We start from the raw sequence: 15,948 nt of genomic DNA, 5'->3' as shown, positions 1-15,948 counted from the left end.
GGTGGAAATAAAAAGGGCCGCTCAGTCGCGACCCTTTGATGCCGGTGTCTGTTACTTAAAGGCGCTCTAGGATTGCCTGAGTGAACTCATCGGTACCGGCACTGCCGCCCAAATCGCGGGTGGTGCGATCGCCAGTGGCAATCACGTCTTTCACCGCGTCCAGAATGGCCTTGGCTTTATCTTCCATACCGAGGTATTCCAGCATCTGGATACTGGCCAGGATCACCGAGGTTGGGTTGGCAATGTTCTTACCAGCGATATCCGGCGCGCTGCCGTGTACTGCTTCAAAAATCGCTGCCCGCTCACCGATATTGGCGCCCGGTGCCATGCCCAAGCCACCGACTAGGCCGGCACACAAGTCAGACAGGATATCGCCAAACAGGTTGGTGGTGACAATCACATCGAAGCGCTCTGGGTACATCACCAGGTTCATACAGCAGGCATCGACAATCATCTCTTCAGATTCGATGTCGGGGTATTGCTTGGCCACTTCACGCGCCACTTCCAGGAACAGACCTGAGGTGGACTTCATGATGTTGGCTTTGTGTACTGCGGTGACTTTCTTGCGGCCTTCGCGGCGGGCTAGCTCGTAGGCAAATTTCACAATACGGGTGGCACCTTCACGGGTAATTACGCTCATAGCTTCGGCGCTGTCACCGCATTCGCTGCGCTTTTGACCAACACCGGAGTACATGCCCTCGGTGTTCTCACGCACAGTGATAATGTCGATGTCTTCGTAGCGGGCCTTGGTGCCCTTGAACGAACGAACCGGACGTACGTTACCGTAAAGGTCGAACTGCTTACGCAGGGATACGTTAATCGAGGTGAAGCCAGTGCCAACGGGGGTAGTTAGCGGGCCTTTCAGGGTGATCCCGTTTTGTTCGATAAGCTCTAAGGTACGTTCGGGGAGGAGGTTGCCTTCTTCTTCGAGGGCGCAGAGACCGGCCTGGGCGTAGTCGTATTCGAAATTACATCCGGCTTTATCAAGAATGGCTACGGCGCTCTCGATGATGCTGGGGCCGATGCCGTCGCCGGGAATCACGGTGATCCTTCTAGTTGACATACTTCTTTCCTGTTCCTAGGTCTTAGGGGGAGCAAAAGGGCTGGTGGCGGGCTTGGCGTGTGTGTCCAAGTTGCCGTGGCTAAACCTTGTTGAGGTGTCCAGTCCCGGTGACTCCATGTCGATGTAGCTGGGAGGGCAGTTGCCCAGTAGCAGCGGAAGTTTACATAGTTTTAACTAAATACTCAAAGCGCTTAACCTAAGACCTTGGTATCAATCATAAAAATTTACAATATCAAACGCTCTGCGCGGCTACGCCCAGCAGTATAGGCTGGCTCGTAAGAGGTGTCGATGCTTGTAGCACGTCTGTAACGTTGAGCTTGGTCCTCTAAGCGGCCTTTACTCCGTCATTGACGGCACCGATTCACTTGGCCGTTTTTAGGATCTTATGAGGGCTAACAACGGGGAAAACTGAGTGAAAATGAGTCCTTTGTTAGTTGCCGTTAGGGCGAGCTATAGCGGGTTACTCAGCGCGAATGCTCAACAAAAATACGAACAACTCCGATAGTCATCAAAGGGTAATAACAAAGATTATCTTTTGCAGGGTCATTGCATTATACTTGTGCGCGCATTAAAGAAGAGAAAATTTAAAAGGAAATTCAAGTGAATCCTATCGTAAAAACGTTTAAGTACGGTGAGCACACCGTGACCATCGAGACTGGCGCAATCGCCCGTCAGGCAACTGCCGCTGTGATGGTAACCATGGATGACACTGCGGTATTCGTATCCGTAGTAGGTAAGAAAGAAGCAAGCCCAGGTCAAGATTTCTTCCCCCTCACCGTAAACTACCAAGAGCGTACCTACGCTGCGGGTAAAATCCCAGGTGGTTTCTTTAAACGTGAAGGCCGTCCAAGCGAAGAAGAGACTCTGATTGCTCGTCTTATCGACCGTCCAATCCGCCCACTGTTCCCAGACGGTTTTGTTAACGAAGTTCAGGTTATCGCTACTGTTGTGTCGGTAAACCCACAAGTTAGCCCAGACATCGTTGCGCTAATCGGTACCTCTGCGGCTCTTAGCCTGTCTGGTATTCCGTTCAGCGGTCCAATCGGTGCTGCTCGCGTAGGTTACGTTGATGGTAACTACATTCTTAACCCAACCACCGATGAGCTGCCAGAGAGCAAGCTTGACTTGGTGGTAGCTGGTACTGAAAACGCAGTACTGATGGTTGAGTCTGAAGCTGAGCTGCTGTCTGAAGACGTAATGCTGGGCGCGGTAGTTTACGGCCACGAGCAATCTCAGACTGTTATCCAAGCGATCAACGAGCTGAAAGCCGAAGCTGGCAAGCCAACTTGGGACTGGGTAGCTCCTGCAGTAAACGTTGAGCTGAAAGAGAAAGTGGCTGGTCTGGCGAAAGACAAGCTGACTGAAGCTTACCAAATCACCGATAAAGCAGCGCGTTACGAGCAAGTAGGCGAAATCAAGAAAGCGGTAGTTAGCGAGCTAACCGAAGCTGACGAAGAGCTGGATGCAGGTGATGTAAGCGATGAGCTGAGCAAGCTGGAAAAATCAGTTGTACGTTCACGCATTATCGCCGGTGAGCCACGTATCGATGGTCGCGAACCAGATATGATCCGCGCGCTAGACGTACAGACTGGCGTACTGCCACGTACTCACGGTAGCTCTATCTTCACCCGTGGTGAAACTCAGGCTCTGGTAACTTGTACTCTGGGTACCGAGCGTGATGCTCAGATGATCGATACCCTAAACGGTCTGCAAACTTCGCGCTTCATGCTGCACTACAACTTCCCTCCATACTGTGTGGGTGAGACTGGCTTTATCGGTTCGCCGAAACGTCGTGAAATTGGTCACGGTCGTCTAGCCAAGCGTGGCGTGTTGGCGGTTATGCCTACTGCAGAAGAGTTCCCTTACACCGTTCGCGTGGTATCGGAAATCACCGAATCTAACGGTTCAAGCTCAATGGCTTCTGTGTGTGGTAGCTCATTGGCACTGATGGACGCTGGTGTTCCAACCAAGGCTTCTGTTGCGGGTATCGCGATGGGTCTGGTTAAAGAAGGCGACAACTTTGTGGTTCTGTCTGACATCTTGGGTGACGAAGACCACCTGGGCGACATGGACTTTAAAGTGGCTGGTTCTTCTACCGGTATTACTGCGCTGCAGATGGATATCAAAATCGAAGGTATCACCAAAGAGATCATGGAAATCGCTCTGCGCCAAGCGCGCGGTGCCCGTCTGCACATCCTGGGTGTGATGGACGAAGCGATTGCCACCTCTCGCGACGATATCTCTGAGTTTGCGCCACGCATTCACACCATCAAGATCAGCACTGACAAGATCAAAGACGTTATCGGTAAAGGTGGTGCAACCATCCGTTCTCTGACTGAAGAGACTGGTACTACCATCGAGATCGAAGACGACGGTACCGTTAAGATTGCTGCTACCGACGGCGCACAAGCAAAAGACGCTATCGAGCGTATCAAGCTGCTGACTGCTGAAGTTGAAGCTGGCCAGTTCTACACTGGTAAAGTGGTACGTTTGGCTGACTTCGGTGCCTTCGTTGAAATCCTGCCGGGTAAAGATGGTCTGGTACACATCTCGCAAATCGCTGAAGAGCGCGTAGAGAACGTATCTGACTACCTGAAAGTTGGCGATATCGTGAAAGTGAAGGTGCTGGAAGTTGACCGTCAAGGTCGTGTGCGCCTGAGCATCAAAGAAGCTAAAGAAGGCGAAGCACCTGCGGCTGAATAAGATGTCGGTCTAAACCCTTTGCTATCGAGCCGCCCAATCGGGCGGCTTTTTTCGTTTTGAAAGACAAACTTTTGCTCGTTCTACCAATGACATAGGTATACCCGGACAAGCATCTTGAGCTTGTTCAGGTATATACTGGGGCGTCTTATTTTCAGGAACGCAATCCATGACCCCGGTTATCCAAACCATCAAACAGCACCGCTCCATTCGCCAGTTCACCGAGCAAGCCATTGAGGCTGAAATGCTCGATGCCATTATCACTAGCGGCATTGCCGCCTCATCATCCAGCTTGCTGCAGGCGGTATCGATCATCCGCATAAGCGACAGCGAAAAACGCGCGAAGTTGGCCGAGCTTGCCGGTAACCAAGCCTATGTGGCCAGTGCTGCGGAGTTCTTGGTGTTCTGTATCGATTTCCAGCGTCATCATCAGTTCAATTCAGAGGTACAGAGCGATTTTACCGAGCTGACCCTTATCGGTGCCATCGATGCTGGGATTATGGCGCAAAACTGTTTGCTGGCGGCCGAGTCACTTGGGCTAGGTGGGGTGTATATCGGCGGGCTGCGTAATGCGCCACAGCAAGTCGATGAGTTGCTGGGCTTACCGCAGCACTGTGCGGTACTGTTTGGATTGTGTCTGGGCCACCCGGCGCAAGATCCTGAGTTAAAACCTCGGTTAAGCCCGCAGGTGCTGGTTCATCAAGATAGTTACCAGAGCTTGGACAAAGCCAGCGTAGCGCGTTATGACCAAACCATGCGAGAGTATTACCAAGCTCGCAGCAGCAACACCAAGCAGCAAGGTTGGTCTGAGCAGGTCGGTGCCAAGCTTAGCAAGGAGACGCGGCCGTTTATGCGCGATTACCTTAACGGGAAAGGATTGGCTAAACGTTAGTTAGATTGTGTCAGGGAGGATCTATGAGTGTTGAAACGTGGCTGGCTTTTTCAGCCTTGGCCTTGGTAGCGACCTTAGTGCCGGGGCCTGCGGTATTGTTGGCAGTCTCCCATGCGCTTAGCAAGGGGATGGGCAGCGCCTGCTGCGCCATTGCGGGTAATCTCACCGGCTTGCTGCTGATGTCGGCAGCATCGGTGCTCGGCCTAAGTGCCTTGGTACTCAACTCGGCAGTGGGCTTTTTACTGATTAAGTATCTGGGGGCGGCCTATCTTATCTATTTGGGACTCAAGCTGTGGCGCCATGGGTTCACTCAAGCTTCCAGCGATGCGGCCAGCCGCATGCGCATTCCTGGCGGGCTTTGGCGAAGCTATCTACAAGGCTTGCTCACTGCGCTGAGTAACCCCAAAGCACTAGCCTTTACCAGTGCCTTGTTTCCGCAGTTTATCGATATCCAGCAAGCGCTGTTGCCGCAGTTCTGTGTGTTGGTGGCCACTTTCTTGCTCCTTTCTGCGAGCTGCTTAGCTGGCTATGCCTATCTCAGCTGTCGTCTCTGGCAGGCACAGCGACAGCGCCGCTCAGGCAAGCTGCTATCGCGGCTGTTCGCCGGCAGCTTTGTCGGGGCGGGCGTGGCGCTAGCCGCTAGTCACCGCTAAGCAAGGAGTTGATGTGTTAACCAAGCTAGATTGCCCCTTAGAGTTTGCTGGAGAATTTGATTGGCTGCGCTGTTTGGGGTTTTATCGCTCGCGGGCCTTGGATGGTGTTGAGAGGCTAGGGCAGAAAGGGCGGGAAGGTAAGGAAGGGCTAGAAGAGCAACAAGAACAGAGTGTTTATCAGCGCATTATTGCGTTGCCTGCAGGCTGGGCGGTGTACCAAGTACAGCATGAAGGCGCTAGTCAGTCACTGCAAATGCAGGCCTCGCTGCAGCACGCCCAAGACATAGACCCACTGAAAGCAGCGGTAAGGCGGCAGTTCGACTTAGATGCCGATCTTTCCCAAGTCGAAGCCCAGCTAAAGCCCGGTGCGCTGGGTGCTGGCTGGATAGACGGCGTGCGCATCCCCGGCATTATCAGCCCTTTTGAAGCGGGTGTGCGAGCGGTATTGGGTCAGCAGGTCTCGGTGGTCGCTGCGCGCAACTTGGTACAACAAGTCGTTGATGAGTTAGCTAGTGTCATTGATGTAGAGGCGCAAACCTGGCGCCTGTTCCCAACACCAGACCAAATTGCTCAATCAGAGCTGGCCTTTCTAAAAATGCCCGGTGCCCGGCGCGAAGCTCTGCGCCGGCTGGCTGGCTACTGCGCAGAATATGGCGATGCCAATCCAGATGATTGGTTGGCGCTCAAGGGGATTGGCCCCTGGACGGTAAACTATGTGAAGCTGCGAGCAGGCCTTAGTCGTGATATCTTTTTGGACTCGGATCTCGGGGTTAAGAATGCGCTCAAGCAGCAAAACCTAAGCCTGAGCGCCGATCAAGTCAGCCCTTGGGGCAGCTACGCCACCTTCCAACTGTGGCACCGACTCTGAGCAACCTTGGCAGTACTCTTTACAAAACAACGAGAACACAATGAGCAAGGAAGAGAACAGCATGAAGCCCAGCTATTTCTGCGAGTTTGTCAGCCCCATCGGTTTGATGTTTGCCGAGGCCAACGAAGACGGCTTACTTCGATTGGGCTTTAGCGACAAGCAATCTCCGTCAGCGTGCGCTAAGCTCAACCCCGGCTTCGCTTTATTGCAGGCCTGCCAAAAGCAGCTAGCCGAATACTACCAAGGCAGCCGCCGCGAGTTCGATCTACCGCTCGCCGCTCCCGGTACGGACTTCCAGTTGCAGGCTTGGCAAGCGTTACAAGCCATCCCCTACGGCCAAACCCGCAGCTACGCCGAGCAAGCTGAAAGCATCGGCAAAGCCACCGCGGTACGCGCAATTGGCGCGGCCAACGGCCGCAACCCGATCTCAATCGTGGTGCCCTGCCACCGGGTGATGGGCAAGAACGGCGCTCTGACCGGTTACGCCGGCGGGGTAGAGCGTAAGGATTGGTTGATTAAACATGAGTTGAGCGTGCTAGGAGTTCAACCTGTATCAATATGATATATCGCTGAAATTTACTCTCCTTGCACAGCTGTTTACTTCTTTAGCCTCGACACAAAGGACCTAGCTTAAGGCCTAAGGCTGTGTCGAGTGTCCCTTCTGTATCACGGTTTTCATTGCATCTAGGTTGAGTGTTCCAATCTAGAGAAATCATGTATTTACAGTTCAAAATACAAATGTTAATTATATCATTATTGTTTGGCGGTACGCTTCAGGCTTTCCGCAGCAGCAACGAAATAGGGACGTTAGTTGTACATGGAAGCAGTATCCAGCTCGAAGTATTCAGCAAATCTAGATGCATTGAAAGAGATCGCGCCGGAGCTTGCGAGTAGATTAGCCCACAGAAGTCACTCTTTTTACAAGTTGAAGCTTACATCAGCCAATGACTTTAGTATTGGTGATGAAGCTTTTTATGGAGGAGATGGGCAGAAAGAAACGTTAGTACAGTTGCAGAATTTTAGACGCTCTCCGACACATTACTCTCTCTCCTTCAAAAACACCCCCAATGCACAGAACCTACACCAAAAGGTGATTAACCAACTAAATGAAGCCGCAAATCGTTTAGGTCGAAAAGATGGTAAGCCGTATGCCTCAAACCTGATTGCCTTAGGTTGTGGAATGGGTTACCACCTAACGCAATTGTCCGAAGAATTTAGCCTCAAACATATTGTTTTGGTAGAGCCCAGCGATGCCCAATTACTCGCATTATTGGAACTGGGAGATCTGCATAGTTTGGTTGCGAGCTGCAAGAGTAATGGAGGTACGGTACATATACTACAGCCGAAGTCCGTTCCCGAGTTCTCGCGCGCGATGCTAGACATATTCGATCACAACGGTTGGGGATTTTTGGCAGAGGTGACCCTATACCGGCATTACAACAGCGAGCTCTTTGACGCGGTCATGGGACAATTTGCTGAGATGCGTCAAGGATGGTTGTCTGCGTGGGGCTTTTTCGATGATGAACTCATCGGATTGAAACACTCAGTCGCCAATGCCAAGAAACATGTTTTTAGGGTGAATCGGAACACCGTTAATCTACGCACAAACTTACCAGTGCTAATCATTGGTAATGGCCCTTCTTTAGATAACGAGCTCGAGTACATAAAAGAAAAGCAGCGAGACTTTATCATTGTAAGTTGTGGGACTGCGATTGCTCCGCTAAGAAAGTCTGGCATTCAGCCTGATTTTCATGCGGAAATGGAACGAAGCTTGTTCACTGCTCGCGTGCAGGCACCGTGGTTTGAGCCTTCATTTGCGAAAAATGTAACTTTGTTAGCACTCAATACTGTTGCTCAGGAGATCACTAACCTTTTTCCCAAAGCTATCTTGTTTTCGAAGAAAAACGACGTTGGGAAGGCCGTGCTGAGCCAAGCATGCGGTGTCGATCTTACCGATTTGTCGTACTGCAACCCAACGGTAACCAACTTCGCGGTTGGGGCCATAGCAAGTCTAGGTTTTACGAATATCAATTTGGTTGGGTGTGATTACGGATTCAAGGAGGACACCCATCATCACTCTAGAACATCAGATTATTACGATTTCAAAGGGCCTTTGAAGACCGTTCGATACAAGAGCGAAATAAAAGTTCGTGGTGTTGACGGCAACTTGATTCACTCCAATCGGATTTTCAATCAAGCCAGATTATCTATGGAGCGGCTGTCCAGAAAGCTTGTCGGATATCAACTTAGCAACTGCTCAGCGGGTGCCAGTATATCTGGGTTTCGCCAGCGCTCACTTAAGTCAATAGATGTTCCAGCAATCACTAAAGCAGCAGAGCTGGATAGTTTCTTAAGACAGCAACCTCTCGCCACGTTGGACTTGGATATTGAACGAGTGCTCCCGATGTTTAATGAAATGATACGTTTGTCTGAAGCCTTGCCGTTGAACAATTGTATGAGCATTTGCGAGCACCTAGTTGAGAGATTAAGGCAGCTTAGGTATAGCTCTGAGGCCTCCGCTGCCTGGGTACTTTTCTCTGGCTCATTCAAGTATTTGTCTGTGTGCATTGACGGTCATTTAGCTCGACTGGATAAGAAACATCACGCGGAGTTTTTTGAAGTCGCTGGGCAGGCTATTAGTGAAATGAATACGCAAGCGAACCTTCGTCTAAAGCAAATAAAGGAGAACTTAGGTGAAATTTAGCGTTAGATCCGTCATGCCCACGGTAACCCTAGCCATGTTTACGGTCAATGGCGTAGCGAATGCGGTAGAAACTATCAGTACTGTATATGACATGATAAACAGCCCCTCGCCCGAATCCAGCCAACAAGTCGATGTGACAACTCATGAAATAAGCTATGTGGACGCTCAAGATAGTTATGGTTCATGTGATAGCTACGGCTCGTCAGATAGTCACGGGTCATGTGACAGCTATGGTTCGTCCGACAGCTATGGCTCGTCCGACAGCTATGGTTCGTCTGACAGCTATGGTTCGTCCGACAGCTATGGTTCGTCTGACAGCTATGGTTCGTCTGACAGCTATGGTTCGTCCGACAGCTATGGTTCGTCGGACAGCTACGGCTCGTCTGACAGTTTTGGTTCATGTGATAGCTATGGTTCGTCAGATAGTTATGGTTCCTGTGATAGCTACGGCTCTTCTGATTCTTTTAATTCTGGAGATATGGCTTGCCCGAGCATGTCTGGGTGGGACTGTGGTTACAACAAAGAGATTGAGTATGGCGTGATTGAGATTTACCGCGACTTCTACAGGGATACGCACTTATACGAGTTTGATAGTACGTACGACAAGTTTTGCTTCAAACTGCAGAACGGAGTCATTATCGCTCAGCGTACCGAAAATTATGGCTACCAAGAAAGCCCGTACATAGCGACAGGTGAACAAAATAACAACGGAAGGATACAGCTCAAGCTGCATACTGACATTACAGTTTCTGGTGATCTTCCTGCCGTTATAAAAGTTAAGCCAAACAAAAAATCCCCAAATGAGCCATGGGAAGGGTTTTGGGAAAATGACGTTGTGACGGGGGACGCTATGGCTTATGTCTATTTTGACGAAGATGCCACCGAGGCATATTACGCGAGTGGATGTATTGAGATGCTAGGATATAAATGAGCCGTAGTTTGAAGTAGATAGTCACTTTAGTAACATATGTGCCCCTTTTGGGGCACTGTTTATCCTAAATTACGTGCCTCTTATTAAGCTGTAATTATTATTTAAATTGGCTTCGCCATATCAAACTATGGAGTAGCATTCAGATAAACGTATCTATCAGCGTTGAAGACAATGTGTCATCCGATATTGTGCTAAATGTGTGAATTCTTTTATTAACCTTAGTTTGGTTAATGTTTAGTCGAACGCTCATTGTTAGTGGGTGAATATTGACCATTTCTCCAATGTTTTAATTCCAATGATATGACGTGCTATTGGAGGTACAATGTCTGTTTTTCTCTGACATTTAAGCTTTTGTAAATTCTATTTTTATGTTTGGTTTGTTTAAAAGAAAACCCGTTTTAGCGGGTGAAGATTTGCTGTTTCAACTCGAAACTTACAAATGGTTGATGAAATATTTTGGTGGGGAGGATTTTTACCACAACACTCAGCTCGTATTGCCAACGGATCAGTTCTTTCCATTGCGAGTTGGCTCCTCCGACGAAGCTGTGATTGCCACCTTTGCTCAGGTACAGGTTCATGCGGGGATGGCCAAGTGGCCAAGCAAATTGATTCGTCAAGAGCACGATGCAGATCCTCATTTGGGGCACACCTTGTTGGTGAAGGGCTCGCCCAGTACAGCAAATGGGACCTTTTCTCTTCGTGAGGGGAAGGCCTACATCTCATTTAACCCCAAGCTGGAGAGCAACCCTGCGCGTATGGTTGCAACCTTTGCCCATGAGTTTGGCCATTACTTAACGTGTGATTTACCAGAGCCGCCTCCGGGTGGATGGGAGAACTGGGAGTTTGCGACAGACCTAACGGCTGTCTTTCTTGGATTTGGTATTTTTTCGGCTAACACCGCGTTTAGTTTTCAGCAGTATACCAACACGGGTACTCAAGGCTGGAGCTCTCAGCGCTCTGGTTACCTATCTTCTAATGAGTTGCTGTTTGCTTTGGCCATTTTTTGCAGGCTCAAAGGGATTAGTCCCGATGTCGCTAAACCGTACATCAAGCCCACTCTCAGAAAAGTATTTAGACAATGCTGCAGGCAAGTTAGTGGCTGCGACGAACTAATCAACGAGATCCGCTCTGTGAACTACGTGGGAGCTAAGGACTACAAACCGGCTCGGTTTGAGTAGCTGCGCGATTTGACGCTACGATAAGGAGTGTTTGCTCACCCAGCTATTATTGGAGCTTGGGTAGTTTAGCGCTCCTATCGTGTCTCTTAATTTTGCTGTGAGATTGATAGCCCCATTTGATCACATTCAGTGGCTAACGAGGAACCGAAGGTTAGATACTCCCGGTAAGCTGTTGTGAGGCAAAACTCGCTATGGCAAACTCCCGCTCGTAGCTTTACTGTCTCAGAGTCATGGATGCCTCTGTTAACTTGTTGTTTGCATCCGAGTGCCGCTTTTACTTTCTCTGTATGGCGCTTCGCTCGATGCTGTTTTATCGGAGTATCCATGCCACTTTCCGTTTTGACCCAAGGACAAAGTTTCCCTGTAATCGAAGGCTATCAGGTGCGTTTGCTAAGCCCTACCGATATGCCGGCGATTTGCGCGATGCTGGCTGAGCCAGAGGTGAATCGCTTTCTGTACTTTGCACCTGCCGATGAGTCGGTTTACTACGGCTACTTTACCCCTCAGTTTGAGCAGATGAGCCGAGCGATTGAGCTGGGGAGTGCATTGCCACAACTGATGCTGGCAATCGTCGATACCGATGGCGAGTTTGCTGGTATGGCCGCCTTGGTGGCGAGCGCCACTGAAGATGGCTCAGAGACGGAACATGGCCTGTTTGACGTTGGCTATCAGCTACCCACCTGCAGTTGGGGCAAGGGGCTGGCAACAGCCGCGACGCGCTTGCTGACAAATATCGCTTTCGAAGAGATGGGCGCACAGCGCCTGCGCGCCGATACCTATGATGACAATCAAGGAAGTAAGCGAGTGCTGGAGAAGTGTGGCTTTGCCCGAGCGGGAAAGGATTATGGCTTCTTTGATGATGGCACCCAAGACCGTTGCTGGTTTAGCCAAAGTAGGGCGCAGTTTGAGCGCTCCAAGCAAGTCGCGACTTTGTAGCCATAGGAAGCGGCTATCTCACAATCAAATTTGTTCCTTCAATAAGCCGAAGGTATAACTGTTAGCGTTCTATAGAAATTACGCGTTAACAGGAAAGACAATTTGGATTCACTGACTCAAGCAGTATTAGGGGCCACGGTTGCCGGGGCGGTAGCGGGTAAGCAATGCAATGCTAAGGTGTTGCTGGCCGGAGCGGCCTTAGGCACCTTGCCGGATCTGGATGTGCTGATTAGCTACAGCGATCCGGTGATGGATATGGTCAAGCATCGTGGCTTTTCCCACTCACTGTTTGTGCTGTTTGGCCTATCGTTGGTGATAGCCAAAATCGCCCATCACTTTCTGAAAGCAAGCTGGTCCTTCAAGCGCTTGTTCGCCTTAGTTGGGTTGGTGCTGATTACCCATACACTGCTTGATGCCTTCACCAGCTATGGCACTCAGCTGCTATGGCCCTTGCCGGGCTATTTCGCGGTATCCAGCATCTTTATTATCGACCCGGCCTATACCTTACCGCTGCTGTTGGCAATCCCCTTTGCCCTGTTCAACAGACCCAAAGCAGCGCGTTACTGCAATGTTGCCTTGTCGGTCTCCAGCCTGTATTTGCTTTGGAGTGTTGTGGCGCTCTCGGTAGTGGAAGGTCGAGTGCAGCAGAGCTTAGTGGATTCAGGGCGGGACCGTGATCTGCCGGTGTTTATCAGCCCAACCCCGTTTAACACAATATTGTGGCGAGTAGTGGTGCTCGATGGCGACAACTATCTGGAAGGGCTGAGTTCGGTACTCGATAAAAGCCCGACCATTGCGTTTATAGAACGGGAACGTGGTACTTGGCCCTTGGCTGACGAGCCTCAGTCCCTGCTGGCACAGCGTAACTTCGCTGGCGGCTTTGTGCGTTATCGCGAGCAAGACCAGCAACTGATTGTTAGTGACCTGCGTATGGGTATGGCGGATTTTCTGGCGTTTCAGTTCAGCTATGCCCAGCTTGGCGAGGGTAATCAGTGGGATTTGCAAATACCAGAGCAGTTGGGGCGCAAACCGGGGGCCGAGCTCTACCTTCCTAAGCTGTTTCTGCGGATGATGGGCGATCAAGAGATTGACGCCAACCTATGTCGGGGCTGCTAAGCACAGCCTCTTTCTGTATTGTGTAGCTAATACCAATATACATAAGTAATTGATCATTAACTTATCCAGGTTGGTATAACACGCCGCTCAACCCACTTGAGCGAAGTTTCCGTCATTTACGCAAGGACCTAGCATGACCCCACAAGCGCCACCGCGTATCCGCCATGTACTGTTTATCCGCTTTAAGCCCGAGGTTGAGTTCGATCAGATCGTCGCAGTGATGCTCGAGTTCCTGGAGCTGCGCCGGCGTATAGCAGGCATTGAGGCGGTGGAGTGGGGCAGTAATAACAGCCCCGAAGGGCTAGATAAAGGCTACACCCACGTGGTTGAAGTCACTTTTATCGACGAACAAGCGCGCGACGCCTATCTGCCACACCCCGAACATGAGTGTTTTAAGACCTTGTTTGTACCACTGCTCGACGACATTATCGTGATGGACTTTAACCTGCCAAGCTAGTGAGCAAGTTAAGCGCGAAAGATGACTTGTGGTTGAGCTTTGACTAGAATGCGCCGCAAGCCAGAACCTTGGCAACGGCCCTAAGCAACCGAGAGTAACCGTGAACGACATCCCTAACAGCCCTAATGCCAACGACGAACCACAGCACAGCGCCGAGGATCTGCGTTGGATTGCCTATACGCTGGAGTTGGCGGCCAAAGCCGAGGCCCTGGGAGAGGTGCCGGTCGGCGCCGTGTTAGTGGCCGACGGCGAGATTATCGGTGAAGGCTACAACCAAACCATCACCCAGAATGACCCATGTGCCCACGCCGAGATCCTCGCGCTGCGTCAGGCTGGACAACGTCGCCAGAATTACCGCCTGCTGAATACCACTCTGTATGTGAGTCTGGAGCCCTGCTCGATGTGTGCGGGCGCCATGGTGCATGCGCGGATCGAGCGCTTGGTGTTCGGCGCTTATGACCTGAAAACCGGCGCTGCGGGTAGCGTTTACGATATCGTGCGCGATAGCCGCTTAAATCACTTGATTGAGGTACAGGGTGGGGTGAACGAAGTGGAGTGTGGGGAAGTATTAAGTCGCTTCTTCCGCCGACGACGTGTTGAAATCAAGGCGGCGAAAAAAGCGAGACGAGAACAAGAGTCTAGTTAGACTCGATGGGCATACCCATTTCAGATAGAACAAATGAACGTTGTCGACACAATACCTTACGGTGTTGACGGGCAATTTGTATACGACGTCGTGGCGAATGCGTCGCCATCCTTCTTCTTTTTAACATCGTTGTTTCCTCATGTTATAAGCCTCGGCCTCATTGCCTCGGCTACCCGATCTTTGTCAGGCTATGTTGCTAACATGACAAAACGATGAACCTTGTGTCAAGTGTCCGTGGTATTTGTGCTAGATACTTCTTCAATTTCGAGATCTTGTTCTGATAAATCCGCCGGATTTGAGAACGCTTCCGGCGTAATCGGCATGATGCTACGGCGGATGGCTTCGCGCCGTGCCGCCTCGCGTTGCTCTGACTCGAGCCACAAAAGACTCTGATAATACTGACGGATATTGTTTACGTAGTGGTAGGCTTCAGCGCCGCGGGCATAACCGTAGCGGGTTTGCTTGTACCACTCTTTACGCATAAGTAGCGGAAGATTGTCCTTCACATCCAGCCAACTATCAGGATTTCCTCCACGCATGCGGGTGAGCCTGCGTACGTCCAACATGTGACCAAAGCCCATGTTGTAGGCAGATAGCGCAAACCAGATCTTCTCATCCTCAGGGATGCTATCGGGCACCCGGGCAATCAGCTGTTGCAAGTAGGTTGAACCGCCCCGAATGCTTTGCTCGGCATCCAAACGATTCTTCACACCGACGCCTTTGGCGGTATCAAGGGTGAGCATCATCATACCGCGCACTCCGGTAAATGAGCGGGCGTGGGGCTCCCAGTGGGATTCTTGATAGGAGACCGCAGCCAGCAGGCGCCAATCAAGGCTGCCGGCATACTTCTCAAATAGCGGCTGATACTCGGGCAGTTTGGACTTGGCCGAGCGCAAGAAGGTGCGAGTATCTACATAGTCGAACTCTTCCACGTGGCTGAAGTATTTCTCCAGCAGGCGGGCTACCTCGCCATCGACGTGTTGCTGGCCAACGAACTCGATCATCGCGCTGAACAGGCTGTCATCGCGGCTTTGATTGATCATCCACACCACCGGGATGCCGCTTTTTACGGTAAAGGCTTGGTTTAGATCGGGATAGAAGCGCTGATGCAGCGCCAAGGTGGTGTCGTCCACCACCGCAAAGCGGATCTCGTCATCGGTGATGGCTTTGAGCAGCTCAGAGGCATCTTGCTGATCGGTAACGGTGAGGTCGAGCTCCAGCTCGTCATCGTCTTCGGCGATACCACGCAGCAAGCCGTAGTGGTGGCTACCTGCAGTGAGCCATAGCGGAGCGTCAACTTGATTGATCTCGCGGGGGCGGAAGGTGTTCTTTTTGTAGACCACCACCGCGTCGACTTGGTAGAGCTCGGGAGAGAAGCGGAACTGCTCGGCCAGTTTATCGGTGGGGGAGAGCGCGGCGGCAATCATATCCACCTGCTTGTTTTCCAAGCTGCGGTAAAGCTCCGCCTTGGTGAACAGCGGCACCATGGTCAGTTTTACGCCGAGTTGCTCGGCAAACTCGGCGGCCAGCTCGTATTCAAACCCCGCTTCTTTGTCGTCTTGGTTATAGTAGAACACCTGAGGGTGGTAGAGGGTACCGACCCGCAGCTCTCCGCGATCTTGTATCTTCTTGATCTCTTGAGTAAAGCTGAGGGGTTCGCAGCCGAGCAAGGTCAGTGAGAGCAGTGCCGCACCGAGATACCACCAGCGGCGAAAATCCGTAATCAAATCTTGTTTCCAGACAACTATTTTTGGTTGATTTTAGAGATCCTGACCGTGGAGTCTAGGTTTACGCCGAGATTTCG

The 15,948-nt window shown here is 51.1% G+C and carries 14 protein-coding genes; 12 read left to right on the top strand and 2 right to left on the bottom strand.

What is annotated here, in order from left to right:
• Nucleotides 1–55: 55 nt before the first annotated feature.
• The gene (locus G461_RS0100930; protein ID WP_026957343.1) at nucleotides 56–1,063 is read right to left on the bottom strand and encodes an isocitrate dehydrogenase; all 1,008 of its coding nucleotides are present in this window, start codon (nucleotides 1,061–1,063) and stop codon (nucleotides 56–58) included.
• A 600-nt stretch (nucleotides 1,064–1,663) separates the two neighbouring features.
• Between G461_RS0100930 and pnp the strand changes: the two genes are divergently transcribed.
• The 12 genes from pnp (at nucleotide 1,664) to tadA (ending at nucleotide 14,144) form a co-directional block, all read left to right on the top strand.
• On the top strand, nucleotides 1,664–3,766 hold the full coding sequence (gene pnp / locus G461_RS0100925; RefSeq protein WP_026970397.1) for a polyribonucleotide nucleotidyltransferase: 2,103 nt from the start codon (nucleotides 1,664–1,666) through the stop codon (nucleotides 3,764–3,766).
• A 166-nt stretch (nucleotides 3,767–3,932) separates the two neighbouring features.
• Nucleotides 3,933–4,655, top strand: a complete 723-nt coding sequence (nfsA, locus tag G461_RS0100920) for an oxygen-insensitive NADPH nitroreductase (protein ID WP_026970396.1) — start codon at nucleotides 3,933–3,935, stop codon at nucleotides 4,653–4,655.
• A gap of 23 nt (nucleotides 4,656–4,678) precedes the next feature.
• Nucleotides 4,679–5,308, top strand: a complete 630-nt coding sequence (locus G461_RS0100915; RefSeq protein WP_026970395.1) for a LysE family translocator — start codon at nucleotides 4,679–4,681, stop codon at nucleotides 5,306–5,308.
• A 13-nt stretch (nucleotides 5,309–5,321) separates the two neighbouring features.
• Nucleotides 5,322–6,176, top strand: coding sequence for a DNA-3-methyladenine glycosylase 2 (locus G461_RS22845; protein ID WP_051333254.1), 855 nt, complete (start codon nucleotides 5,322–5,324; stop codon nucleotides 6,174–6,176).
• Between the two features lie 40 nt (nucleotides 6,177–6,216).
• Complete coding sequence (locus G461_RS0100905) at nucleotides 6,217–6,738, top strand: methylated-DNA--[protein]-cysteine S-methyltransferase (protein WP_245587122.1); 522 nt, start codon at nucleotides 6,217–6,219, stop codon at nucleotides 6,736–6,738.
• A gap of 255 nt (nucleotides 6,739–6,993) precedes the next feature.
• Complete coding sequence (locus G461_RS0100900) at nucleotides 6,994–8,880, top strand: motility associated factor glycosyltransferase family protein (protein ID WP_026970393.1); 1,887 nt, start codon at nucleotides 6,994–6,996, stop codon at nucleotides 8,878–8,880.
• Nucleotides 8,870–9,811, top strand: coding sequence for a hypothetical protein (locus G461_RS26020; protein WP_157360191.1), 942 nt, complete (start codon nucleotides 8,870–8,872; stop codon nucleotides 9,809–9,811). Before G461_RS0100900 ends, G461_RS26020 begins: the two co-directional genes overlap by 11 nt.
• A 368-nt stretch (nucleotides 9,812–10,179) precedes the next feature.
• A complete protein-coding gene (locus G461_RS22840) occupies nucleotides 10,180–10,989 on the top strand; it encodes a hypothetical protein (protein WP_051333253.1) in 810 nt (269 codons plus the stop codon).
• Between the two features lie 324 nt (nucleotides 10,990–11,313).
• Nucleotides 11,314–11,925, top strand: a complete 612-nt coding sequence (locus G461_RS0100880; RefSeq protein ID WP_026970390.1) for a GNAT family N-acetyltransferase — start codon at nucleotides 11,314–11,316, stop codon at nucleotides 11,923–11,925.
• A gap of 102 nt (nucleotides 11,926–12,027) precedes the next feature.
• Nucleotides 12,028–13,041, top strand: a complete 1,014-nt coding sequence (locus G461_RS0100875; RefSeq protein WP_026970389.1) for a metal-dependent hydrolase — start codon at nucleotides 12,028–12,030, stop codon at nucleotides 13,039–13,041.
• 133 nt (nucleotides 13,042–13,174) lie between these two features.
• Nucleotides 13,175–13,498, top strand: coding sequence for a Dabb family protein (locus G461_RS0100870; RefSeq protein ID WP_026970388.1), 324 nt, complete (start codon nucleotides 13,175–13,177; stop codon nucleotides 13,496–13,498).
• A gap of 160 nt (nucleotides 13,499–13,658) precedes the next feature.
• Nucleotides 13,659–14,144, top strand: a complete 486-nt coding sequence (gene tadA, locus G461_RS0100865; RefSeq protein ID WP_026970387.1) for a tRNA adenosine(34) deaminase TadA — start codon at nucleotides 13,659–13,661, stop codon at nucleotides 14,142–14,144.
• A gap of 224 nt (nucleotides 14,145–14,368) precedes the next feature.
• Here tadA and mltF read toward each other — a convergent pair whose 3' ends face one another.
• Nucleotides 14,369–15,871 carry a membrane-bound lytic murein transglycosylase MltF gene (gene mltF, locus G461_RS22835; protein WP_245587121.1) on the bottom strand — a complete coding sequence of 501 codons (1,503 nt, stop codon included), beginning with the start codon at nucleotides 15,869–15,871 and terminating at the stop codon, nucleotides 14,369–14,371.
• Nucleotides 15,872–15,948: the final 77 nt, after the last annotated feature.

Source organism: Aliagarivorans marinus DSM 23064 (assembly GCF_000429485.1).
Taxonomy (GTDB): Bacteria; Pseudomonadota; Gammaproteobacteria; order Enterobacterales; family Celerinatantimonadaceae; genus Aliagarivorans; species Aliagarivorans marinus.
The sequence above is the reverse complement of the archived record's forward strand: the minus strand, read 5'-3'. Positions and strand labels throughout refer to the sequence as shown.